This window comes from Acidisphaera sp. S103 (genome assembly GCF_009765975.1).
Taxonomy (GTDB): Bacteria; Pseudomonadota; Alphaproteobacteria; order Acetobacterales; family Acetobacteraceae; genus Rhodopila.
Map to the genome: position 1 here is coordinate 14,997 of NZ_LMUJ01000048.1, position 21,583 is coordinate 36,579.

Here is a 21,583-nt window from a genome sequence, read left to right on the forward strand (position 1 = left end):
GTGGATCGAATGACCTTTGCGGCCGTCGGTACTATACGGTTGGTCCCTGCCACGGCAGCGGATTCGCCAGGTACGACCCTGGTTCCGGCAGATTTTTTCCTAAATCATCGGCGAAAGCGGCCAGTGCCGTGGGGTAGATCACATGTTCCTGCCGCAGCACCCGAGCCGCCAGTGTGTCTTCTGTGTCGCCGGGCAGCACCGGCACGGCTGCCTGGGCCAGGATCGGACCCGCATCCATTTCCTGCGTGACCAGATGGACGGTGCAACCGTGCAGTTTTACCCCGGCTTTCAACGCCCGAGCATGTGTATGCAGGCCGGGGAAAGACGGTAGCAGGCTGGGATGGACATTCAGCATGCGGCCTTGCCAGGCGTCGACCAAGAGCGGGGTCAGCAGCCGCATGTAGCCGGCGAGGCAGACGATTTCGATGTCCGCCGCGCGCAGCATCGCATCGATCGCGGCCTCATGCGCCGCCCGGTCGCCGCCGAACGCACGATGATCGACAGCCTCGGTTCGGATACCGGCCTGTCGGGCGGCGGCCAACCCGGCGGCATCGGGCCGGTTCGACAACACAAGGTCGATCCGCACCGGGAAGGCCGGATCGGCTGCCGCGGCGACCAGGGCCTCCATGTTGGAACCCCGGCCGCTGATCAGGATGGCGGCGCGGCGTTTCACGCCAGCCAACCGGGCGGCGGCTCGACTCGTACCGAGGCCGGCCCGTCCGCCGCCTGAATCGTCCCGATTCGGCTGACGGTTTCGCCCGCCGCTTCCAACACCCGGATCGCCGCATCGGCATCGGACACCACCAGCGCCATTCCGACGCCGCAGTTGAATACTCGCAGCATCTCCGTCGCCGCGACGCCACCTGTCCGAGCCAGCCAGTTGAATACTGGCGGGACTGGCCAGTTGGTGTTCAGCAACGCGGCGAACCCATCCGGCAGCACGCGCGGAAGGTTGCCCGGCAGGCCGCCGCCGGTGATATGTGCGGCGGCTTTCAGCAGTCCTGCCCGATGCAATGTCAGCATCGAGCGCACATAGATCCGGGTTGGCGTCATCAGTGCCTGGCCCAGCGTCCGCTCCGGGGCGAACGGCGCGGGATCGGTCCAGTGCAGGCCGCTGGTCTCGACGATCCGGCGCACCAGGGAAAATCCGTTGGAGTGCACGCCGCTGCTGGCCAGGCCGAGGATCGCGTCGCCGGCCGCGATCGGACGCGGCAACAGGTTGCCTCGCTCTGCCGCGCCGACGGAGAATCCAGCCAGATCGTAGTCGCCCTTGGCATACATCCCCGGCATCTCGGCGGTTTCGCCGCCCACCAGCGCACAGCCGGCCTGCCGGCACCCATCGGCGATGCCGGCGATGACCGCACTGGCTTGCTGCACCGACAATTGGCCGGTGGCGAAATAATCCAGGAAGAACAGCGGCTCCGCACCCTGTACCACAAGATCGTTGACGCACATCGCCACCAGGTCGATGCCGACGGTGTCGTGCAGTTCGGTTTCGATGGCGATTTTCAGCTTGGTGCCGACGCCGTCAGTGGTGGACACCAGCACGGGGTCGGTGAAACCCGCCGCTTTCAGGTCAAATAACGCGCCGAAGCCGCCCAGGCCGCCCATCACGCCAGACCGGTGGGTTGCCTTCGCCAGGGGTTTGATCATCTCCACCAGGGCGTCGCCGGCCTCGATATCGACGCCCGCGGCGCGGTAATCCAGCCCGCTTCCGGACTGTGGCGCCGCATGCGCGCCTTGGTGATCCGCACTGGTCATGGCAAACCTCGATATCCCTAGCCGCTCGGTGGATGAAGGACGACAGAAACCATGGGCAGGCCACCGATTGCAATCCACTCAATAGGCCGCCGGATGGGGGCCGAGGATCATGCCTGACGGGCCGCCGCCGGAACGGAGCGCCACCGGGTCCCTGGTCAACCTGGCGAACATCATCACGTTCGGCCGCCTGTGCGCCGTACCGCTGGCGTTCTGGCTGGTGCTGGTCCACCGCATCGACAGTGCCTTCCTGCTGTTCGTCGCGGCCGGCCTGTCCGACGCCTTGGACGGGTGGCTGGCGAGGCGCTACGGCGGCAACGCGATCGGCGCCTTGATGGACCCGGTGGCGGACAAGTCGCTGCTGGTGACGATGTACATCACCCTCGCGGCGATCGGCGAACTGCCCGCCTGGATCGCGATCCTGGTGGTTTTCCGCGACCTGCTGATCGTGGGCGGCATTGTCGTGCTATCCGTGCTAGGACATGCGGTGACGATCAAGCCGCTGTCTATCTCCAAGCTGAACACCGTGATGCAGATCGTGCTGATCGGGGTCAGTTTGCTGAAAGGCGGCTACGGCCTGGGAATCCCTGGCTTGCCGGACGTGCTGACCTGGTGCGTGGTGGCGACGACAGTGGCCTCGGGCGCGGCTTACGTCTGGAAGGCGGCGCGTGGCACATGAACGTGGGGTCATCAATAGCGGGAGACTGAATTGGCGGTAGCCGACAAGGATCAACTTATCGAGGCGACGCCAGCCGAGCAGGACCAACTTATCGGGGCGACGTCAACCGACTCGATGTCCACGCCGCCCCGGGTGTTTCACGCTACCCGGGCGCAACGCTTCGCACTGATCATCGGCCTGCTGGTGGTGTTCTGGCTGGCGTTGCAGTTGTTCGCCTCGGTCCTCGCGCCGTTCGTCGCGGCGGCGGTCATCGCCTATGCGCTCGATCCGGCGGCGACGCGGTTGACCAGGCTGGGCCTGCCCCGGGGCGCCGCCGCGCTGCTGATGATCCTGGCGGTGATCGCCGCGGTGCTGCTGTTCGCGCTGCTGCTGTATCCGCTGGTGATCGTTCAGGTCGGGCTGCTGGTGAACCGCATCCCGCAATACGCCACGCTGGTGCAAGGCTGGGCGCGGGAGATGCTGACCCATCTGCAAGAGAATTTCGGCCCCGACGTGGTCAACGACAAACTGCGCGACCTGGTCAGCGGCCAGGCCGGATCGATGCTCAGCATCCTGCTTTCCACCGTCACCGGCGTCCTGGGCAGCGGTTTCGCCATCTTCAACCTGCTGTCGCTGGCCGTGGTCACGCCGGTGGTCGGGTTCTATCTGCTGCGGGACTGGCCGAAAGTGGTGCGGATGGTGGATTCCTGGTTGCCGTACCGCTACCGGGACGTGATCCGAGCGCAGGCGCGGGAAGTCGACCGTATCCTGTCCGCCTGGGTGCGCGGTCAGGCGCTGTGCTGCCTGCTCCTCGCGCTGTACTATGCGGCCAGCCTGACGGTCGCGGGCCTGGACCTGGGGCTGATCGTCGGACTGATGGCGGGACTGCTGTCCTTCATTCCCTATGTCGGATCGATCGCCGGCGGTGTCACCGCGCTCGGCCTGGCGCTGGCCCAATTCCCGCATTGGCGGGGAGTCGTGGTGGTCGGCGCCGTGTTGATCATCGGACAAATCCTGGAAGGTTACGTGATCTATCCGCGCTTCCTGGGGGATCGGGTGGAATTGCCGGCGGTGTGGGTCATCTTCGCCCTGTTCGCCGGTGGCGCGGCGTTCGGCTTCCTGGGCGTGATGATGGCGGTGCCGGTGGCGGCGACGATCGGCGTGCTCGCACGCTTTTGGCTGCGCCGTTATCTGGCGAGTCCGCTGTACCTCGATCCGCCGTCCGTCTGATGCCGTCCGAACGCCTGCAACTGCTGCTGCCGTTTCCGTACGCGCCTGGCTATGACGCTCGGGATTTCCTGCCGGCGGCTTCCAACCGGGAGGCGCTGGCATGGCTGGATGCCGACTGGCCGGATCGACGGCTGGCGCTGTTCGGGCCGGCCGGATGCGGCAAGTCGCACCTGCTGCACATCTGGGCGGAGCGGAGCGGTGCCCGGATTCTGACCGGCCAGATGCTGACCGAACAGACGCTGCCGGAGCTGGACGACATGTCCGGGAACGGCGCGCTGGCACTGGACGACGCGGATACCGCCCGTCCGGATACGGTTTTGCTGCATCTGCTCAACACAGCGCGCGACCGGGGCCTGCGCGTCGTGCTGGCGGGCCGTGCGGCGCCGTCGCGCTGGCCGGTTCGCCTGGCCGACCTGTCCAGCCGGTTGCGCGCCATCACCGCGGTGGAAATCCGGCCGCCGAGTGACGATCTGCTGGCCGCCTTGCTGGTGCATCTGTTGGCCGACCGGCAATTGAACGTGGCACAGCCGGTGCAAGACTGGCTGCTCACCCGCCTGCCTCGATCACCGTCGGTGTTGCGACAGGTGGTGGCGCAACTGGACCGCACCAGCCTGGTGGTTGGCAAGCCGATCACCCGCGCGCTGGCCGCCGGTATCCTGGCGGACGGCGGTTTTGCGATCGCCGAGGGCGATGAATCCGCCATTGCGGATGGCGATGAAGTTTCTATGTCAGGGGTTGACCCCTCCTCCCAGCCGCCCGGCTTCCTGTAAGGTGGCCCTTGTCACACGAAGGGACCGGACTCATGGTGCTTAAGGCCGATACCGCGGAGCTGATGGAACGGGCGACACGGCCGGATGGAAAACCCGCCCCATCCAGGCAGGCCAAGGCAAAAGACCGGCAACGCGCCGAACCGCAGGTGGCCGAATCCCCAGCGGTCGAACCCACCGTCGCCCTGGACAGCCCGGACCGCTTCATCAACCGGGAGCTGTCGTGGCTCGATTTCAACCATCGCGTCCTTGAGGAAGCCGAGAATCCGCGCCACCCGTTGTTGGAACGGCTGCGCTTCCTGTCGATCAGCGCCTCCAACCTCGATGAGTTCTATTCCGTCCGCGTCGCTGCGCTGATCGGGCAGGCGAAGGCTGGCGCGACGCTGGTCTCGGCTGACGGCCGCACGGCGGCGCAGCAGTTGACCGCCATCAAGCAGCGCGCCGAACTGCTGCTGGCCGACCAGCAGCGCGTCCTTGGCACATTGCTCGACCTGCTGCGCGGGGCCGGGGTCGTGTTGTGCCACACCGACACGCTGTCCGACGACGATAAATCCTGGCTGGATGCCTGCTTCATGGAGCGGGTTTTCCCCGTGGTCACTCCGCTGGCGGTCGATCCGGCGCATCCGTTCCCGTTCATCTCCAATTTCGGGCTGGTGCTGGCGCTGCATCTGGTGCGGGAGGACGACGGGTTGCCGATGCGCGGCCTGCTGCCGCTGCCCAGCCAGATCGAGCGTTTCGTGCGCCTGCCGGCCGGCAATCCCGGGGACCCGATTCGCTTCATCCTGCTGGACGACCTGGTCGTGCTGTTCCTCGACCGGCTGTTTCCCGGCTTCCGCCTGACCGGCCATGGCCTGTTTCGGGTGATCCGCGACACCGACGTGGAATTCGAGGAAGAGGCCGAGGATCTGGTGCGATCTTACGAGACCGCCCTGAAGCGCCGTCGCCGCGGGGTGTCGATCCACCTGGAGATCGCCGCCGGCATGCCGCAGGAACTGCGTGACCTGGTGATCGACGAACTCGACGCTGCGCCGGATGAGATCCATGACGACCAGCGTCTGCTGGGCCTGGCCGACACGAAGCAGATGATCGTCGACGACCGGCACGACCTGCTGTTCGCACCATATACGCCGCGCTTTCCCGAACGCATCCGCGATTTCGGCGGCGATTGCTTCGCGGCGATCCGGGCGAAGGACATCATCGTCCATCATCCGTATGAAAGCTTCGACGTGGTGGTGCAGTTCCTGCGCCAGGCTGCCCAGGATCCGGCGGTGATCGCCATCAAGCAGACGCTGTACCGTACCAGTCGCGACAGCACGATCGTCAACGCGCTGATCGAGGCATCGGAGGCCGGCAAGTCGGTCACCGCTATGGTGGAGCTGCGTGCCCGTTTCGACGAAGAGGCGAATATCCGGTTGGCCCGGCGTATGGAAGCTGCGGGCGTCCAGGTGGTCTACGGGTTCACCGAATTGAAGACTCATGCGAAACTATCGCTGGTGGTGCGACGGGAAGCGGGTGCGATCCGGTCGTATGCCCATTTCGGTACCGGAAATTACCATCCGATTACGGCGCGTATCTATACCGACCTGAGCTTCTTCACCACCGATCCGGCGCTGACGCGCGATTCCGCCCGCCTGTTCAACTTCATGACTGGCTATGCCCGTCCGGAGATCATGGAGGAACTGGGTTTCAGTCCGCTTACGACACGGGCGAAACTTCTGGCCCTGATACACAAGGAAATCGCTTTCGCGCGCGACGGGAAGCCCGCGACCATCTGGCTGAAGATGAACAGCCTGACCGACGTCGCATTGATCGATGCGTTGTATGAGGCATCCCAAGCGGGGGTGAAGGTCATGGGCGTGATTCGCGGTATCTGCTGCCTGCGCCCCGGCGTGCCCGGCCTGTCCGACAATATCCGCATCAAATCGATCGTCGGCCGCTTCCTGGAACACGGCCGTGTCTACGCCTTCGGCAACGGCCGCCCGTTGCCCAGCCGTCATGCCAGGGTCTTTATCAGCTCCGCCGACTGGATGGAGCGTAACATGGACTGGCGCGTCGAAACCCTGGTGCCCATCCATAACCCCACCGTCCATGCCCAGGTGCTGGACCAGATCATGGTGATCAATCTGAAAGACTCGCTGCAATCATGGGAACTCAACGCCGATGGCGCCTGGACGCGTGTCGAGCCCGGCCGCCAGGCGGTTTCGGTGCATGACTACTTCATGACCAATCCGTCCCTGTCCGGTCGTGGATCGGCGCTGCATGGACCGCCCGTGGCCGTACCGTCCCCGCTGATGGGGACAAAGCGGCAGGACCGGGTGACGCAGGATTGATGCATGTCCTTTCCCATGCCTCCTAAATTACCGCGTTGCGGTGTCGTCGATCTTGGGTCCAACTCTGTCCGGCTTGTGGTGTATGAAGGCCACACCCGCAATCCGATGCCGATCTTCAACGAAAAGGCGGTGCTGCGGCTGGGCCGAGGTTTGCAGACGACCGGACGGCTGAACGAGGAAGGCATGGCGCAGGCGCTGACGGTCATGCATCGGTATCACGCCGTGGCGCGCGCCATGGGTGCCCAGCCGTTCGAGGTGTTGGCGACGGCGGCGGTGCGCGACGCCGACAATGGGCCGGCCTTCGTCGAATCCCTGCGCGACCGGCTGCCGAACGTGCCGATCCACATCCTGTCCGGGGCCGAGGAAGCGGCTTACTCCGCCGACGGCATGCTGTGCGGCATCCCCGCCGCGGACGGTGTGCTCGCGGATATCGGCGGCGGCTCGCTGGAGGTCGTGCGGCTGGTCGACGGTACGCGCGGACCGTCGCAAACGTTGCGGCTGGGCGTGATTCGGCTCGCGGAGCGGTCGGGCGGCGAGCCGGTGCGGGCTCGGGCGATCGCCGAGGAAGATCTGCAAACCGTGCCGTGGCTTGGCCAGGCGGCCGGCAGTGACCTGTACCTGGTCGGCGGCGCCTGGCGCGCTTTGGCCCGCATCCACATGGCGCAGACCAGCTATCCGCTGAACATGGTGCATCACTACACGATCGGGCGGGAGGAAGCGCGCGACCTGGCCGGGCTGATTTCCACCGCGCCGCGCAAGGTGCTGGAACGACTGCCCGGCGCGCCGCGCCGCCGCGTCGACGACCTGCCGTTCGCCGCCGTGGCACTGCGCCGGCTGCTGCGGGTGACCGCCGCCCGTCGGGTGATCTTCAGCGCCAGCGGCCTGCGCGAAGGTTGGTTCATGCGACGGATGCCGCGGGAGATCCAGGAGCAGGATCCGTTGCTCAGCGCGGCCTATGAACTCGCCGCCCGGCATGGGCGCGATCCGTCATTGCCGCCGGCGCTGATGGCGTGGACCCAGCCGCTGTTCCCGCGTGAGACCGCGATGGCCGAGAGGCTGCGGGAGGCGATGTGCTGGATGTCCGACATCGGCAGCCACGACCATCCGGAATTCCGCGCCGAACAGGCGTTCCTGCGGGTCCTGCGCCAGCCCGGCGTCGGGCTGGATCACCATGCTCGGGCGTTCCTGGCGTTGGCTGTCGCGCTGCGGTACGAGGCGGAATCGGATGCCGCCTTCCTGCGCCCGTCTCGCCTGCTGCTGGATATCGAGACGGCGAACCGGGCGGAGATACTGGGGATCGCGCTGCGGCTGGCCTATACGCTGTCGGCCGGCACCAAGGATCTGCTGGCTGGGACACGGCTGCGGATCGAGGGGCCCAGGCTGCTGTTGCTGCTGCGGGAGAACAGCGGCGTGTTCGCCGGGGAAAGCGTGATCCGTCGGCTGGAACGGCTGGCCCAGGCTGTCGGGCTGCAAGCCGCGGCGGAACGGGACGTGATGGCGGCCGCGGAATGATCCGGTGCGCCCGTCCCGGCGAGGCGGGCGCAGTGCGCGGCGTCGTGCTGTCGGCTTACGAGCGCTATGTGGCGGTGATCGGAACCGAACCGGGGCCGATGCTGGACGATTACGCGGTTCGGATCGCGGCGGGTCAGGTGTGGGTGCTGGAGGACGCGGGCGCGATTGCCGGTATCTTGGTGCTGGAGAACGGCCCCGATTGTTTCTTGCTCGACAATATCGCGATCCGGCCGGATCGGCAGGGGCGAGGGCTCGGTCGGCTGCTGCTGGATTTCTCCGAGGCGGAAGCGGTGCGGTGCGGGTGGGGGGCGATTACGCTGTACACGCATGTGCTGATGGTTGAGAATATCGCGATCTATGCGGCGCGGGGGTATGTCGAGCGAGAACGCCGGACGGAGAAGGGGTTCGATCGGGTGTATATGGAGAAGCCGCTCATTGGCTCATCTGCTGATCTATCGGCGACGAATACCAAAACGCACTGACCTCTACCCGCATCATTGCCGGGCGCATTCAGTCGGAGTCATGACGAGGCCATGCGACGGGTGAGATGGCCCGGACAGACGCTCGGCCTTGACGAACCAAGGGGCCGCGCGAACCGAATAAGTTTGTCCCGCCGCCAAAACCCATCCTAAGCTTCCCGCCAGCGCCCCCAATCAAAATCAAACCGGCGCGGACATAGGACCCTGGGGAGGGAACTGATGGCGGAGCGTATAACCTACGACGGGGTCATGGCGGCCCGCATCGACCGCCTGCCGTTGACGCGGGTGCAGTGGCAACTCGCGATCCTGGTGGAGGTCACCTGGGGCTTTATCATCTTCGATACGGACGGCATCGGCGCCAGGCTGTATCCGTTCGTCTGGCGCCCCAACCACATCATCGACGTGGTGCAATACGCGGTGATCCAGGCGCTTCAGGTCGGGTTGGGCATCCTGCTGGGTGTCTACATCATGAGCTTCGTGGCCGACCGGTACGGCCGCCGCCCGGCGATCCTATTGGCGACCCTGCTGGGCGGCCTTTGCATCTGGCCCTTCGCCTACGTCACCAATTTCGGCTGGATGGTGGTGCTGTCCGTCCTCAGCACCCTCGGCGTCGGCGGGATCGTCGCGACCCACTCGGTCTACCTCTCCGAGATGACCTCACCCGACGTCCGCAACCGGGTACTGTTGACCTCCCAGGCTGTGACCGCCGTGGTCGCGGTGGGCGTCAACCTGCTCGCCTTCGCCTGGATCCCCAGCAACTGGCAGCTCTTCCTGTGGGTTAGCGCGGCGATCGAGATCGCGATCCTGCTGCCGCTGCTCTACTGGAAACTGCCCGAATCGCCCCGCTGGCTGGAGGCCCATGGCCGGCACGAGGAAGCCGAACAGGCGATGGTGCTCTACGAACGGCGCTGCCAAGCGGCGTCGGCCGCGCCGCTGCCGCCGCCCAACCCGGTGCTGGATCGGGTGATCGGCGCCGCCGGCGGATCGTGGACCGAATTGTTCACCAACCCGCAATATCGCAGCCGCACCTGGCTGCTGATTGTCGTCTGGCTGCTGGCCTATGCCGGGCTGATCTACGGCGTGGGCGCGTTCGCGGCGGTGTTCATGGTCGATCACGGCGGCAATGCGCATTTCGTCTTCCTGACGATCGCCATCGCCTACGCCGCATTGTTCGCCGGCTTCCTGGTGAACGCCCGCTTGGGTGAGCGGGTCGAGCGGCGCGAAGTCATATTCTTCTCCGGCGTGCTGTTCGCGGCGTCCTGGACCGTGGCGTGGATGGTGCCCAATTTGTGGGTCATCGCCGCCTGCTACATCGTCAGCCGGGTCGGAACCGGGTTGTTTCTGTTCAATCTGTACAACTACACGGCGGTCGCCTACCCGACTCGCATCCGGTCGAAAGCGTTCGCGTGGACCGACGGCCTGGGTCACCTCGGCGCCTGGGCGGGGGTGACCTTGCTGGGGCCGCTCTACGCATTTGGACCGGATCATCTGGGCTGGATCCTGTGGATCATCATCCCCGGCGCCCTATTGCCGGCTGTGCTGATCCGCTTTGGCGGCATTCGCCAGGCGCGAGCGGTGCTGGAGCAAATCTCGACGTAAGCCGGGTTCAACCCCTGGTTGGCGCCGGCCGGGGTATCCGGTCGGTGTCGATCTCCTGGTAGTTCCAGAAACTGTCCAGCGCGATGCGCAGCCGGTTCGGCTTCGGCCGCAGCCGCATACCGTCCGCCGCGCTGACCGGGGCGTGCGGCGCCAGGACCACGCGCCAGAAATCCGGAGTCAGCACCGTGTCGTCCATCGAGGCATGGGACGTGGCATCGGGCGTCGTCCCTCGCCACCCCAGATGGATCGGCAGCGGTGCCAGTGCATGCACGTGCTTGCCGAAATAGGGTGCCTCATGGGCCAGTCCGGAGTTCACCGTCAGCACCGCGCTGATCTGCGGCAACGACAGCATCCGGTAGACATTGTCCTCGATTACGCCGATCACGCGGGTTGGTGCCGCGGCGGCGACTTCGAGCAGCGAATGATGCCGGTCCAGCGGGTGCGGTTTCAGCACCACGGCCGGGTAACGGGCGCAGATTGCGTGGATTTCCGCTGTCCTTGGCATCGCATCGAAGAATCGGCCATCGACGATCTGGGTCGAATCGAACCGCCGCTGGCCGGCGACCAGCAGCGTGTTGTCCGGAACCCGAGCCTCGGAGATGAAGCGGCACATCGCCTCCCGCAGGCCGGCGGTGGTGAATATCTCGCTTTCATGGACCGCCATCGACAGCAGTGCCGCCTGGGTTTCCGCGACCGAGGCGCGCGCCGCGAACAGCAGATCGTCCAGGAAACGCACCGGATGCAGTCGCAGGTCGATATACGGCACCGCCTGGTCGTCCAGCAGGCGGACCAGCCAGGGCGGCATCTCGTAACCGATGCAAAATCGCCGGCGCAGGCGTTCGAGGATCGGGCCGGGGTCGGGCAACCGGTCGTGGATGCAGGCCCAGTACGCGTCCGCCTCGGTCCGTGGGCGCAGGGCTTCGATCCAATCCGTCAACGGGGCGGCCGTCAGCGCTTCCGACGGCAGGCTCGATGCGAGATAGATCGGACGCTTGATGGCATTCCACAACCACAGGGTGGGACGATCGGTCCCGCCCGGCCGGCCGTTGCCATCCGGGCGCAGCAGATCGCCGACGACGATCGCACCCTCGATCACGATCGTGCCGGTCATGTCAACAGATGCTGCAGCGATGCCGCGATCTTTGCCGGGGATGTGACGCCGGCCGCCGATGCCACACTGGCCAAGGACGACGTCACCGACTGAGACGGGCCGCCGTGATGGTGATGGTCATGCACCGACCCTGTCTGGGCATCCAGTTCCTGACCGAAGCTGGTCGCCGGAGGTGTCGATGTGATCCCCTGCGACCCAAGCTGCTGGGAAGCCGGCGACACGCCATTCACCGCGCTGATCGACATGGTTCTTTTCCTGTGACTGGCCCGAGGGCCGATGGACAGCCACCGGGCTTTAGCAGGCAGACCTTAACGAACGGTGAATCATGCGACCCCGTCCGATTTCGCCGGCAGCACGAAGCGGCGATAGGCCGCGCCCAGGCCGATCAAGGCCAGTCCAAGGCCCAGGAACGACAGAACCCGCCACAAACCGGTGAGGTCCCCCATGTCCACCAGGAATACCTTGGCGCACACCAGCCCGATCACGCCCAGCGCCGCCAGACGCAACAGCCGCTGTCCGGAACGAATGCCCATGACCATCAGACCGATGCCGTAGGCCAGCCATCCACCGGACCAGGCCCATAGTTCCGCGTCCTCCACAGGGACAGTCAGCAGTTCCATCCCGTCCGGATGGAAGCATTGCCGGATCTGCAGCGTGACCCAGGCAAATCCGGCGACCACCGCATAGGCCCCCAAGCCGCGCCGCGGTTGTCCGTCCGGCAACAGCCGGCAGGCCAGCACGGCCAGCAAAGCCGGCGCGAGATACGCGGCGACCAGGGCGAAAACGCCCGCCGCCGCCCCGGTAAACATCGGGTTCGCGACCAGAAGCACGGCGGCATATATCAAACCGATCCCGCCCAGGATTTGCCAGGCGGCGAACAGGACCGGACGCGAGGTGCGCTGGGCGAGGTAGAGATATGCGGTCGCCTGGATGGCGATCGTCAGCAGATGAAGCGCCACTTCGGTGAAGCTGAACGGGTCCGCCAACTGGCCGTCACCGCTGTAGTGACGGATTTCCAGCGCGACGAACAACGCCATGAAAATGACCGCGCCTGCCTCCAGCACCGCGACCGGCAGATCGTCCCCCCGTCGGCGGAACAGGACCGAGGCCAGGGCAAAGGCCGCGCTCGGAGCTGCGTACGCCACGACCAATCCGTTGGCCAGCGGCATCGTTCCAAACACGTAGTCCAGCACATACCAATTCAGCACCAGCCGGACGATGACCAGACCGGCGACCACCAGCGCCACGGTGCGTAATGCCGGCAATTCCGCCCGGGCTTCGATCCAGGCCAGGGCCGGCAGGAACAACGCGACGGCGAGCGTCAGCCAGTAGTCGTGCAGCAGCATCGCGCAGCCCAGCGCCAGGGCGGCGACCGCGCCGGCGGCATGAACGCCCGCGCGCTGGCGATCGTCATCGCGCACTGCTGCCGCGGCGGTGGCGGTCAGTCCGGCGGTCAGTGTCAAGGCAATCGCGGCCCATGCCGGATCGCCCTGGAATCGGGCGATCTGGGCGTAGGCAACCGCCAGGGTCAGCACCGGAACCGCCGCCGGCAGCGCCGCCCAACGCACCGGTGCCGGCGCCCGCCGCTCTAGCCAGAGTCCCGCGCCCGCATGGAAAGCCGCCAGCAAGGCCGCCGCCGTGATCAACGGGCGAATGACCTCTGGCGCCCACGCACCCGGCAAAATCGCCTCGACGACGCCTTCAACGGTGATGATCTCCCCGGTCGGCGTCCACGCGGGCAGCGCCCAGCACAGCAGAGTCAGCAACCCGAACAGCGCGGCGATCCACGGCAGGCGGTCCAGCCTGGGTTCGATCACACCCTTCCAAACCGCAATCGGGGATAGCAGGAATAGCGCCAGCCGGGGTGCCATACCGGGCGCCCAGGACTCCAGCACCAGGCCGGCGACGCCCATGACGGCGAATGGAACCCAGGCCAGCCGGCGGCCGACCGGATGATCCAGCGCCGCCGCTGGAAGCAGCGCCAAATTCAGCGCCGCCGCGGCGGCCACGAACGCGGCCGCCGCCCAGCGATCCGGTGCGTCCGGGATGGCGGCAACGCAAACCCAGATGGCGCCCGCGGCGGTGGTAGCCCAGCCGAGCCAGGTCCATGCGGTGTGACGGACCACGAGAAGCGCGGCGGCGGAGACGACGAACAGATACGCGAACAGACCCGGCAGTGACGGTGCCTGAGAGGCGACCAGGGCAGGGGTTATGAACGCCCCCGCGATGCCGGTCGCGGCGGTCAGCGGCCCATAGCGCAATGCCGCCGCCAACGCTGTCAGTGAGGCCGCCGCCATCGCGCCGAATGCAATCAGCGGGGGCAGCAATCCGTAAAGCGGCCCGGCGCCATAGGCCGCACCGAACAGGAAGGCCGTGCCGCCCGCCGCCAACGCACTGGGTGCCTGATCAACGCGAAACGGACCCACCAGAGGCGGGCCTTCGTGGCGGTGCAGCCATTCTGCCGCGGCCAGCAGGATCAGCCCGAGCAGTGCCGCTGCGACGCAGCGTGCGGCTGGACCGAGGAGTGCCTGCTCGACCGCGTACCGCACCAGGAAGACGCCCGCCAGCAGCAACGCCGCCGATCCGACCCAAACGCCCAGCCGCGTGGTGAGCAGCGCTTCGAGGTCGCGCGGTGGTGGGGGCGGCGACGCGACCGAGGCAACCACTGGCTCCGGAATCCCGGCAACCGGTTCGGGGGCGGGCAGGGGCGGCGGCTCGACCTGAACGACCGGCACGCTGTCCGGTACGGCGATGGCCTGCTCCGAGCTGGCCAGTTCGGCGGCGGCCGGTTGCGGCTGGCTGAAGTTTTGTCGAATCAGTTGGCCGCGTAGGTGCCGCAGCTCCGACCAGGCCGAGTGGGCCAGAAAGAAGCCGATGATGCCCAGCACCCAGCCGCCGAACCAACCTACCTGAAGGAGGACGTCCATTGCTCCAGAGGGCCGCAAGCCGGTCTCCAGGTCAAGAAAATTGGCGGAAGTCCATTTTTGCCCCGACCAAACCCGTCCAGGACATGTTTCCGTCAACCAGGGCGTTTAAGCACGTCCCGCACCCATGCGCAGGCCTCATCCATCGCTGCTCCCGCGCGGTCCACCACACCCGGCCAAAAGAAGAATCCGTGGTTCATTCCGTCCCAGCGCTTCATCTCCGTCGGTATCCCCGCCTGCCGCAGCCGGTCGGCGTAATACTCACCCTCATCCCGCAGCGGATCGTATTCGGCCGTCACCACAAGGGCCGGCGGCAAGCCGTCCAGACGCGCCGCCCGCAGGGGACTGGCGTGCGGATGCGCGCCATCCGCCGGCGTCTTCAGATAATGGTTCCAGAACCAGATCATGCCTGCACGGCCGAGGCCGTAGCCCTCGGCGTTCTCGGTCATCGAGGGCGTGCCGGGGTCGTAATAGTCGGTCACCGGATAGATCAGCAGTTGCCCCAGCAGGGCCGGCCCGCCCTCATCCCGGATCCGCAACGCCGTCACCGCCGCCAGATTGCCGCCGGCACTGTCCCCCGCGACGAACACCCGCCCCGGATCGGCCCCTAGTGCTGCGGCGTTCGCCACGGCCCAGCGTGTCGCCGCCAGGCAGTCATCCGGCGCGGCCGGGAACTTGGCCTCCGGCGCGAGGCGATAATCCACCGACACCACCACGCAGCCCGTCCCCGCGCACAGGTTCCGGCACATCCCATCATGCGTATCCAGGCTGCACACCACGAACCCGCTGCCGTGAAAGAACACCATCAGCGGAAACGGTCCCTGGCCCAGAGGCGTGTAGACACGCAGCCCGAGCGACCCGTCCGGCCCCTGCATGTCCCGGTTCACCACCCCGGCGATCTCGGGCTTGCTCAGGCCTGGAAAGTCGCGCGCCGCGAACTGCGCCCGAGCATCCGCCACCGACAGCGTATGCAGTTCCGGCAATGCGGCGCGCAGACTCAGCAGCATCTGGATTTGGGGATCGACCGGCATCTCAAGCCACCTCAAACAAACCGGCGGCACCCATGCCGCCACCAACACACATCGTCACGACGACAAACCGGGCATCGCGCCGGCGGCCCTCGATCAGCGCATGGCCGACCATCCGCGCACCAGACATGCCGTAGGGGTGGCCGATCGAGATCGCCCCGCCATTGACGTTCAGCTTGTCCGGATCGATGCCCAGCCGGTCGCGGCAATACAGCACCTGACAGGCGAATGCCTCGTTCAGTTCCCACAAGTCGATGTCATCCACCGTCAGGCCGTGCTTGGCCAGCAGCTTGGGCACGGCAAACACCGGGCCGATGCCCATCTCATCCGGGGCGCATCCGGCGACCGCCATCCCGCGATAGATTCCCAGCGGCTGCAGCCCGCGGCGGGACGCCTCGGATTCCTCCATCAGCACCGCGGCCGAGGCACCATCGGATAACTGCGACGCGTTGCCCGCCGTGATGAACCGCCCTTGCTTCACCACCTGCCCGTTGGCGAACACCGGCTTCAGGCTGGACAGCCCGTCCAGCGAGGTTTCCGGCCGATTGCCCTCATCCCTGCCGATGGCGACGTTCTTGTGGCTGGTTTCGCCGGTGGCCTTGTCGATGACCAGCATCTGCGTCGGCAGCGCGACGATCTCATCGTCGAAGCGACCCGCCTGCTGGGCCGCGGCGGTGCGTTGCTGCGACCGCAGCGCGTATTCGTCCTGCGCCTCCCGCGACACGTTGTAGCGATCGGCGACCAGTTCCGCCGTCTCAATCATCATCATGTAAAGCCCGGGCACCTGCGCCACCAACGCCGGGTCCTGCGCCCGGCTGCGGTTGACGGCGTCGGTCTGCACCAGGGAGATCGATTCCAGGCCACCGCCGACGGTGATCTGCATATCGTCCTGGATGATCTGCTTGGCCGCTGTCGAGATGGCCATCAGACCCGAGGCGCACTGCCGGTCCACCGACATGCCCGCGACGCTGTCGGGCAATCCGGCGCGCAACGCCGCCTGGCGCGCGATGTTGAACCCTTGCGCACCCTGTTGGAGCGCGGCGCCCATGACGACGTCCTCGACCTCCGCCGGGTCGACGCCGGCGCGCTTGACCGCCTGGGCGATGGCATGGCCGCCGAGCGCCTGGCTCTGCGTGTCGTTGAACGCACCGCGATAGGCCCGGCCGATCGGCGTGCGAGCGGTGGAAACGATGACGGCACTGCGCATCGATTTACCTCCTTCTGGACGTTTCCGGCAGCATGGACGCAAGCGCGGTGGATTTGAAGACCCGCCGGACCGGGTCGGCCTGGGCAGCGGATCGGGATGCTTCTATGTCTGCGCGCATGCCCTCCGAGACAATCGCGCCGCCGCCCCGAACGACCCCGAACCTGTTCCTGACCGTGTTTCCGTCCATCATGCTGCCGATGTTCCTGGCGGCGGTGGACCAGACGATCGTCGCCACCGCGTTGCCGGCCATCGCCGGGTCGTTGGGCGATGTGGAGCGGGTGTCGTGGGTTGTCGTCGCCTACCTGGTCGCGAACACCATAGCCGCGCCGGTCTACGGCCGCCTGGGCGATGCACTCGGCCGCCGGAAGATGATGTTCGTGGCGCTGGGCGTGTTCATCGGTGCCTCCCTGCTGTGCGCGCTGTCCGGATCGATCCTGATGCTGGTCTTCGCGCGGCTGCTGCAAGGCGCCGGCGGCGGCGGCCTGATGACGTTGTCGCAAGCGCTGATCGCCGAGTCCGTGCCGCCCCGCGAACGCGGCAAATACCAGGGCTATCTGTCGGGCATGTATGCCTCGGCCGCCACATTCGGCCCGGTCGCCGGCGGCTATTTGACGGAGCATTTCGGCTGGCACGCCATCTTCCTGGTCAACGTCCCGTTGGGCGCGCTGGCCGCGCTTCTGGTGATGCGCCTGCCGGCCCATGCCAGCCGGGGTGGACGTGTCCAATTCGACGTCTGGGGCACGGTGTTCTTCGCCGGGTTCATCACGCCGGTGCTGCTGGCGATGGAGCGGGCGCAGCACATCGACCTGGCCGCGGCGCCGGCGGTGGTGGGTCTGCTGGTGCTGGCGGCCGGTTCGGCGGTGTTGCTGGTGCGTCAGGAACGCCGGGCCAGTGCACCGCTGCTGCCGATCCAGTTGTTCAAACAGGCGGGAATTTGGCGAACCGACACGATGGCGGCCTGCGTGGCTGGCCAGACCGTGTCGCTGGTCTCGTTTTTGCCGATGTATCTGCAGGTGGTGCGCGGCGCCAGCGTTGGCCATTCCGGCGTCCTGCTGCTGCCGCTGACCCTGGGGGTCGCGATCGGGTCGTTCTTCTGCGGGCGGTTGATCGCGGCAACGGGGCGCACGGCGATCCTGCCTTCGGTCGGGCTGACGGTCAGCGCTGTTATGCTGCTGTCGCTGGCGGCATTCGCACCGCATCTGTCGAACGGCACGATCATCGGCATGCTGGCGGTCGGGTCATTCTTCTCCGGCTCGGCGATGCCCGTGGTGCAGATGACGGTGCAGGTGGTGGCGGGACCAAGGTTCCTGGGGTCGGCGGCGGCTTCGGTGCAATTCTCCCGTTCGGTCGGTGCCTCGTTTGGCACTGCCTTTGTCGGCGCCGTGCTGTTCGCGGTGCTGGCGGCGCGCGACCCCCAGACCGCGGCGATGTTCGCCCGACTGGTGCAGGAGGGACCCAAGGCGCTGGCGGTGCTGCCGATGGCGCAGCAACTGGTGGTGCGGGCGGAGATCGCCGACGCGTTTCGTGCGGCGTTCCTGACCATCGGGTGCTTCACGACGATGGGGATGCTGTTCGCCTGGTGGATCCCGGTACGGCGGATCTAAACCCACGCACTCCGATCAGAAATAGTGCCAGAAGTTCGATGCCCGGGCCTCGTCCGGGTTGCCGTCGAACACGATTTGGCCGTTGTTCATGATAATCACCCGATCGGCGATCTTCATCGCTGCGGCGACGTTTTGTTCCACCAGCACGGCCGTCATCGCGTGCGATTTGCAGACGTCGCGCACCTGCTGGAACATCCGCTCCACCAAGTTCGGCGCCAGGCCAATCGAGGGCTCATCCAGCATCAGGCAGCGCGGCGTTCCCAGGATCGCCAGCGACAGTGCCAGCATCTGCTGCTGGCCGCCGCTCATGCTGCCGGCCCGTGTGGTGCGGCGTTCCTCCAGCACCGGAAACAGCTTGTACACGTCAGGGACATCGAACATGGCACCGGTGGAGACATTGCGGGCGGCGACGACGTCGATGTTCTCGGCGACGGTCAGGTCGGGGAAGATCCCGCGCCCTTCCGGTAGCAGGCGCAGACCCAGGGCGACGCGTTCGGCGACATTCAGGCGATCGATCCGGTTGCCGTCGAACAGCACCTCCCCGGCGCTGGGTCGCAGCACACCCATGATCGACTTCAACGTCGTGGTCTTGCCGGCTCCGTTATGACCCAGGAACGCCAGGATCTGCCCTGGCTCCAACGCGAACGACACGTCGGAGATCACTGTCTTTGGCCCGTAGCCCGCCTGCAGTCCGTTCAAGCGCAATACCATCAGAGTGCGCCGCCGAAATAGATTTCCGCCAGAGCGGGATCGTTGACGATCGTTTCGGGTGAGCCTTGCGCCATCAGGTGACCTTGATGCAGGAACAAAACGTCATCGGCGATCTTCTGCACCACACGTGTATTGTGCTCCACCACCAGCAACGTCTTGCCGTCATCCTGCAAGCGCCGCAGCAAGGTCATCACGCCCTCCAACGCGCCGGCGGACAGGCCTGAAGCGGGTTCGTCCAGGAGCAGAAGTTCGGCACCGGTGGCCAAAACCCGAGCGATTATCAGGAGTTTCTGCTCGCCGTAGGAAAGGTTGCGGACAAAATCATTTGCTCGCGCGGACAGGCCGACACGATCCAGGATCGCGCGGGCTTCTTCCCGGCGGCGGCGTTGTGCGGAGCCGACGTGAAAGGGACGGAAGATCGCGGCGACCGGTTCCTCACCCACCTGGCCGGGCAGGCTGGCGAGGACGTTGTCCACCGCCGTCAGGTCGATGAACAGCCGCAGATTCTGGAACGTGCGGGCGATGCCGGCGGCGACGATGGCCTGTGGCTTCCAGCCGTCCAGGGCTTGTCCCTTGAAACTGACCGAGCCCGTACCTGGACGTAGAAAGCCGGTAATGACGTTGAAGATCGTCGTTTTTCCCGCACCATTGGGCCCCACCAGACAGGTGATACGGCCCTGCTGAATGGTGAAGCTGCAATCGTTCAGTGCTTTCAGGCCGCCGAAGCTGACCTCCACACCCGTGGCTTGCAGATACGGGGTCATAGCTTTTCCCCCGCCAGTCCTTGTGGCCGGAACAGCATGAATGCGATCAGCAGCACGCCGTAGATCAACTGCCGGGCGGCGGCGGCGATGGTGGTGGGGATGTCCACCAGGGTCAGGATCTGCGGCAGCGCCAGCAGCAGGAACGGTCCGATGATCGAGCCGGCCAGCGTGCGTGCTCCACCGACCACGACCATCGTCAGCAGCAGGATGGAGGAGTCCAGGTCGAAGGAGGATGGATCGATGAAACTCAGGAACGTTGCGTAGAGACCGCCGGCGGTTCCGGCGAAGGCGCCGGCCAGTGCGGCGGCGGACACTTTCGCGCGCAGCACGCTTTTGCCGGCGGCGGCGACGGCCAGTTCGTCCTCACGGATCGCGCGCAGCAGGCGGCCGAACGGTGCACGCATCACCAGCCAGAATATCAGGCAGCCCAGCACCATGCCGCCGACGCACAGCATCGTCTCGCTGGAACTGTCCTCCAGCGCCTTGCCGAACAGGTCCGGTGGCGGAATGCCGGGCAGGCCGTTGGCGCCGCCGGTGCCGTCCGTCCAGTTGGTGAACACCGCCGTGGCCAGAAGCTGGATGCCGAATGAGGTTACGACAAAATAGTCTCCGGACACGCGCAGTGCCGGCAGCGTCACCAGAATGTTCAGTGCGATGCAGCAGACCGCGGCGATGGCCAGCGCGGGCAGGAACGACATCACGTCATTCATCAGGAAATACGCAACGATATACGCGCCGACCCCGAACACCGCAGCCTGGGACACCGAGAAAATTCCCGCGATGCCCACCAGCAAATTGGTGGACAGGCCAAGCAGCACATAGATCGAAGCCAGGGTAAGATAGCTGAGCCAGAAATCCATGATCTAACGAGCCGCCGCGAATAGCCCGGTGGGCCGGAACAGCATGAAGATGACGAAGATGAAGAACGTGATGCCGATGCTCCACTCGCCGGGAATGAACAGCAACGACATGTTCTGCAACTCCGCGATGACGATCGCCAGCACGAAGGCACCGGTGATGCTTCCGACTCCGCCGGCGATCATGGCGATGGTCGCGGTCAGCAGCGGCGTGATGCCGTTATAGGGTTGCAGCCCGAAATCCAGCGGCACCAGCACGCCCGGCACACAGACCAGGGCCGAGGCGATCGCCATGACGTAAACATGCACCCGGCGCGGCCGCAGACGGGTGATTTCCGCCAGGAACGGATTGGACGCCACGGCGCGGATCTGCTTTCCCAGGATGGTGCCGTGGGAAAACCACATCACCGCGCCATAAGCCGCGAGGCTGCACACCACCGTCAAAAGCTGCGTCACCGTCAGCCGGACATCGCCGACCACGGTGAACACCTTCGAGCCCCAGGGCAGATTGAACTGCAGGATGTTGGCCGAATAGACCGACGCCAATATGTTCTGGATGACCGCCAACGCACCCAGCGAGGCGATCAGCACCACCAGATGCGTCGCCCGCCGCTGTTCCAGCCTGGCATACAGACCGGTCTGGATCAGCGCGCCCAACGCCGTGCAGGCCGCCACCGCCACCAGGAACGCGACGGGGGCCGGAAATCCATGTTCCAGCATCGACCAGGCGATGTAGCCACCCATCGTATAGACGCCCGCGTGGGCCACGTGGAAAATCTTCGTCGTCGAATAGACGAAGGAGAAGCTGATGGCGACGATGCCCAGCGCGCAGCCGGTCACGATCCCATTGCACAGCAGTTGCAGCGCGAGCATCGAATCGATCCGATTAGTCGGCGGTCATCTGCTTGACGGTGACGTCCTTGCCGCCTTTCATCACGTCGATATCCAGCGGCACGGTGGCGGTGTTGCTCTTGAACTCCAGCGGGATCAGCCCGTTGAACTTGCCGATGGCGAACAGCGTGTCGTGCATGTTTTCACCCGTCA

The 21,583-nt window shown here is 66.1% G+C and carries 19 protein-coding genes; 8 read left to right on the forward strand and 11 right to left on the reverse strand.

Annotated features, from left to right (window positions below):
• Window positions 1–31: 31 nt before the first annotated feature.
• Entirely contained in the window at window positions 32–673 is a 642-nt protein-coding gene (purN, locus tag GSQ89_RS12625; protein ID WP_158925612.1) for a phosphoribosylglycinamide formyltransferase, read from the reverse strand.
• Window positions 670–1,761 (reverse strand): phosphoribosylformylglycinamidine cyclo-ligase, encoded by a 1,092-nt coding sequence (gene purM / locus GSQ89_RS12630; RefSeq protein ID WP_158925614.1) that lies wholly within the window; start codon window positions 1,759–1,761, stop codon window positions 670–672. The genes purN and purM overlap by 4 nt, the downstream gene beginning before the upstream one ends.
• Window positions 1,762–1,870: 109 nt before the next feature.
• Here purM and GSQ89_RS12635 point away from each other — a divergent pair, with 109 nt between their 5' ends.
• From GSQ89_RS12635 to GSQ89_RS12665, 7 genes are all read left to right on the forward strand, one after another.
• Window positions 1,871–2,437, forward strand: a complete 567-nt coding sequence (locus GSQ89_RS12635) for a CDP-alcohol phosphatidyltransferase family protein (protein WP_158925616.1) — start codon at window positions 1,871–1,873, stop codon at window positions 2,435–2,437.
• A 30-nt stretch (window positions 2,438–2,467) separates the two neighbouring features.
• Window positions 2,468–3,646: an AI-2E family transporter gene (locus tag GSQ89_RS12640; RefSeq protein ID WP_254073186.1), complete on the forward strand. Its 1,179-nt coding sequence runs from the start codon at window positions 2,468–2,470 to the stop codon at window positions 3,644–3,646.
• Complete coding sequence (locus GSQ89_RS12645) at window positions 3,646–4,416, forward strand: chromosomal replication initiator DnaA (RefSeq protein ID WP_216856137.1); 771 nt, start codon at window positions 3,646–3,648, stop codon at window positions 4,414–4,416. Before GSQ89_RS12640 ends, GSQ89_RS12645 begins: the two co-directional genes overlap by 1 nt.
• A 62-nt stretch (window positions 4,417–4,478) precedes the next feature.
• Window positions 4,479–6,743 (forward strand): RNA degradosome polyphosphate kinase, encoded by a 2,265-nt coding sequence (locus GSQ89_RS12650; RefSeq protein WP_158926219.1) that lies wholly within the window; start codon window positions 4,479–4,481, stop codon window positions 6,741–6,743.
• 3 nt (window positions 6,744–6,746) lie between these two features.
• Window positions 6,747–8,255, forward strand: coding sequence for a Ppx/GppA family phosphatase (locus GSQ89_RS12655; RefSeq protein WP_158925618.1), 1,509 nt, complete (start codon window positions 6,747–6,749; stop codon window positions 8,253–8,255).
• Window positions 8,252–8,737 carry a GNAT family N-acetyltransferase gene (locus GSQ89_RS12660; protein WP_158925620.1) on the forward strand — a complete coding sequence of 162 codons (486 nt, stop codon included), beginning with the start codon at window positions 8,252–8,254 and terminating at the stop codon, window positions 8,735–8,737. The genes GSQ89_RS12655 and GSQ89_RS12660 overlap by 4 nt, the downstream gene beginning before the upstream one ends.
• A gap of 216 nt (window positions 8,738–8,953) precedes the next feature.
• On the forward strand, window positions 8,954–10,333 hold the full coding sequence (locus GSQ89_RS12665) for an MFS transporter (RefSeq protein WP_158925622.1): 1,380 nt from the start codon (window positions 8,954–8,956) through the stop codon (window positions 10,331–10,333).
• Between the two features lie 7 nt (window positions 10,334–10,340).
• Here GSQ89_RS12665 and GSQ89_RS12670 read toward each other — a convergent pair whose 3' ends face one another.
• From GSQ89_RS12670 to GSQ89_RS12690, 5 genes are all read right to left on the reverse strand, one after another.
• On the reverse strand, window positions 10,341–11,444 hold the full coding sequence (locus GSQ89_RS12670; protein WP_158925624.1) for a hypothetical protein: 1,104 nt from the start codon (window positions 11,442–11,444) through the stop codon (window positions 10,341–10,343).
• Window positions 11,441–11,689 carry a hypothetical protein gene (locus tag GSQ89_RS12675; RefSeq protein WP_158925626.1) on the reverse strand — a complete coding sequence of 83 codons (249 nt, stop codon included), beginning with the start codon at window positions 11,687–11,689 and terminating at the stop codon, window positions 11,441–11,443. Before GSQ89_RS12675 ends, GSQ89_RS12670 begins: the two co-directional genes overlap by 4 nt.
• A 78-nt stretch (window positions 11,690–11,767) precedes the next feature.
• The gene (locus GSQ89_RS12680; RefSeq protein ID WP_158925628.1) at window positions 11,768–14,371 is read right to left on the reverse strand and encodes a DUF2339 domain-containing protein; all 2,604 of its coding nucleotides are present in this window, start codon (window positions 14,369–14,371) and stop codon (window positions 11,768–11,770) included.
• A gap of 92 nt (window positions 14,372–14,463) precedes the next feature.
• Window positions 14,464–15,399, reverse strand: a complete 936-nt coding sequence (locus GSQ89_RS12685; RefSeq protein ID WP_158925630.1) for an alpha/beta hydrolase — start codon at window positions 15,397–15,399, stop codon at window positions 14,464–14,466.
• A gap of 1 nt (window position 15,400) precedes the next feature.
• Window positions 15,401–16,603 (reverse strand): acetyl-CoA C-acyltransferase, encoded by a 1,203-nt coding sequence (locus tag GSQ89_RS12690; RefSeq protein ID WP_158925632.1) that lies wholly within the window; start codon window positions 16,601–16,603, stop codon window positions 15,401–15,403.
• Between the two features lie 104 nt (window positions 16,604–16,707).
• Between GSQ89_RS12690 and GSQ89_RS12695 the strand changes: the two genes are divergently transcribed.
• A complete protein-coding gene (locus GSQ89_RS12695) occupies window positions 16,708–18,207 on the forward strand; it encodes an MFS transporter (protein ID WP_216856138.1) in 1,500 nt (499 codons plus the stop codon).
• A gap of 15 nt (window positions 18,208–18,222) precedes the next feature.
• On the opposite strand, the gene GSQ89_RS12700 is transcribed toward GSQ89_RS12695, so the two are convergent.
• From GSQ89_RS12700 to GSQ89_RS12715, 4 genes are read right to left on the reverse strand one after another with little or no spacing between them, the layout of a single operon-like run.
• Complete coding sequence (locus tag GSQ89_RS12700) at window positions 18,223–18,906, reverse strand: ABC transporter ATP-binding protein (protein ID WP_158925634.1); 684 nt, start codon at window positions 18,904–18,906, stop codon at window positions 18,223–18,225.
• A gap of 11 nt (window positions 18,907–18,917) precedes the next feature.
• Window positions 18,918–19,682, reverse strand: coding sequence for an ABC transporter ATP-binding protein (locus tag GSQ89_RS12705; RefSeq protein ID WP_158925636.1), 765 nt, complete (start codon window positions 19,680–19,682; stop codon window positions 18,918–18,920).
• Complete coding sequence (locus tag GSQ89_RS12710; RefSeq protein ID WP_158925638.1) at window positions 19,679–20,542, reverse strand: branched-chain amino acid ABC transporter permease; 864 nt, start codon at window positions 20,540–20,542, stop codon at window positions 19,679–19,681. The genes GSQ89_RS12705 and GSQ89_RS12710 overlap by 4 nt, the downstream gene beginning before the upstream one ends.
• Window positions 20,543–20,545: 3 nt before the next feature.
• The gene (locus tag GSQ89_RS12715) at window positions 20,546–21,412 is read right to left on the reverse strand and encodes a branched-chain amino acid ABC transporter permease (protein WP_158925640.1); all 867 of its coding nucleotides are present in this window, start codon (window positions 21,410–21,412) and stop codon (window positions 20,546–20,548) included.
• Window positions 21,413–21,583: the final 171 nt, after the last annotated feature.

Coding starts and splice junctions, on each gene's coding strand:
- purM (WP_158925614.1), bottom strand. CDS start 1,761: ATGACCAGTGCGGATCACCAAGGCGCGCATGCGGCGCCACAGTCCGGA.
- GSQ89_RS12635 (WP_158925616.1), top strand. CDS start 1,871: ATGCCTGACGGGCCGCCGCCGGAACGGAGCGCCACCGGGTCCCTGGTC.
- GSQ89_RS12645 (WP_216856137.1), top strand. CDS start 3,646: ATGCCGTCCGAACGCCTGCAACTGCTGCTGCCGTTTCCGTACGCGCCT.
- GSQ89_RS12650 (WP_158926219.1), top strand. CDS start 4,479: ATGGAACGGGCGACACGGCCGGATGGAAAACCCGCCCCATCCAGGCAG.
- GSQ89_RS12655 (WP_158925618.1), top strand. CDS start 6,747: ATGTCCTTTCCCATGCCTCCTAAATTACCGCGTTGCGGTGTCGTCGAT.
- GSQ89_RS12660 (WP_158925620.1), top strand. CDS start 8,252: ATGATCCGGTGCGCCCGTCCCGGCGAGGCGGGCGCAGTGCGCGGCGTC.
- GSQ89_RS12665 (WP_158925622.1), top strand. CDS start 8,954: ATGGCGGAGCGTATAACCTACGACGGGGTCATGGCGGCCCGCATCGAC.
- GSQ89_RS12670 (WP_158925624.1), bottom strand. CDS start 11,444: ATGACCGGCACGATCGTGATCGAGGGTGCGATCGTCGTCGGCGATCTG.
- GSQ89_RS12675 (WP_158925626.1), bottom strand. CDS start 11,689: ATGTCGATCAGCGCGGTGAATGGCGTGTCGCCGGCTTCCCAGCAGCTT.
- GSQ89_RS12680 (WP_158925628.1), bottom strand. CDS start 14,371: ATGGACGTCCTCCTTCAGGTAGGTTGGTTCGGCGGCTGGGTGCTGGGC.
- GSQ89_RS12685 (WP_158925630.1), bottom strand. CDS start 15,399: ATGCCGGTCGATCCCCAAATCCAGATGCTGCTGAGTCTGCGCGCCGCA.
- GSQ89_RS12690 (WP_158925632.1), bottom strand. CDS start 16,603: ATGCGCAGTGCCGTCATCGTTTCCACCGCTCGCACGCCGATCGGCCGG.
- GSQ89_RS12695 (WP_216856138.1), top strand. CDS start 16,708: ATGTCTGCGCGCATGCCCTCCGAGACAATCGCGCCGCCGCCCCGAACG.
- GSQ89_RS12705 (WP_158925636.1), bottom strand. CDS start 19,682: ATGACCCCGTATCTGCAAGCCACGGGTGTGGAGGTCAGCTTCGGCGGC.
- GSQ89_RS12710 (WP_158925638.1), bottom strand. CDS start 20,542: ATGGATTTCTGGCTCAGCTATCTTACCCTGGCTTCGATCTATGTGCTG.
- GSQ89_RS12715 (WP_158925640.1), bottom strand. CDS start 21,412: ATGCTCGCGCTGCAACTGCTGTGCAATGGGATCGTGACCGGCTGCGCG.